Genomic DNA, 807 nt, shown 5'->3' with positions numbered 1-807 from the left:
GCGCGCTCTGGTGGGGGTGACGCTGTCATACGTGTTCATCGCCGTCGCCGTGGTCGGTGTGATCGCATGGGCGACACTGGGCTCGGCCACCGGCAAGGGGCCGAAAGAGTCTGCGGCGCCGTCGGATCCGGTTCCGGTGACGAGCACGACGACCACACCTGCGCCGCCGTCGACCGTCGCCGCCGCCGACCTGGCCGGGCTGCTGCCCGATCTGGTGGAACTGAAAAGCCTCACCGGCCAGCAGCGCCTGAGTGCCGGCCAGATCTACACGGTGATGAGCGCCGACGGTACGACGACCGACCCACCAGACTGCGCTTCGCTCAGCGGTGCCGCGATCCCCGAGACGTACGACCAGAACGTGGTCACCGGATCCTACGGCCAGGTGTTCAACGGGCCCTCGGACCCGATGCAACCGGTGTTCGTCAATCCCAACGTGGTTGCGTTTCCCGACGCCGCGGCCGCGCAGGCACAGGTGAGACTGCTGAAGGCGGCATGGCAGCGCTGCGCCGAGTCGACCATCACGGTCAACTATCCGACGGTCGGCCGGTTGGTGGAGTCGGTGGGCAAGCCCGTCGACGCCGGTAACGGCATCACCGCCTTGGAGGTGGAACTGCCGAAGGGTGCAGGAATCTGCGTGCGTACGATCGCCGCTAAGGGCAATGTGGTCGTGGATGACTATCTGACGACGCTGTCGGCCGACGTCCCGCACGCCGTGGCCCTCACCAACGCGATCCTGGCGAAGATCCCGGGCTAGGGGCGAGAATGTGACCAGTCCGCAGAATCCGTTCGGCGGCAACCCGTTCGAGG

The 807-nt window shown here is 67.0% G+C and carries 1 protein-coding gene; it reads left to right on the top strand.

Going from position 1 to position 807, the window contains the following annotated elements; all coding sequences use genetic code 11:
* Nucleotides 1-754: sensor domain-containing protein (locus KIH27_RS22165; protein WP_214095095.1), on the top strand; the 754-nt coding region annotated here is incomplete at its 5' end.
* Nucleotides 755-807: the final 53 nt, after the last annotated feature.

This window comes from Mycolicibacter acidiphilus, from assembly GCF_018455725.1.
Taxonomy (GTDB): Bacteria; Actinomycetota; Actinomycetes; order Mycobacteriales; family Mycobacteriaceae; genus Mycobacterium; species Mycobacterium acidiphilum.
Note: the sequence above shows the minus strand (reverse complement) of the source record. Positions and strands in the feature narration are given on the sequence as shown.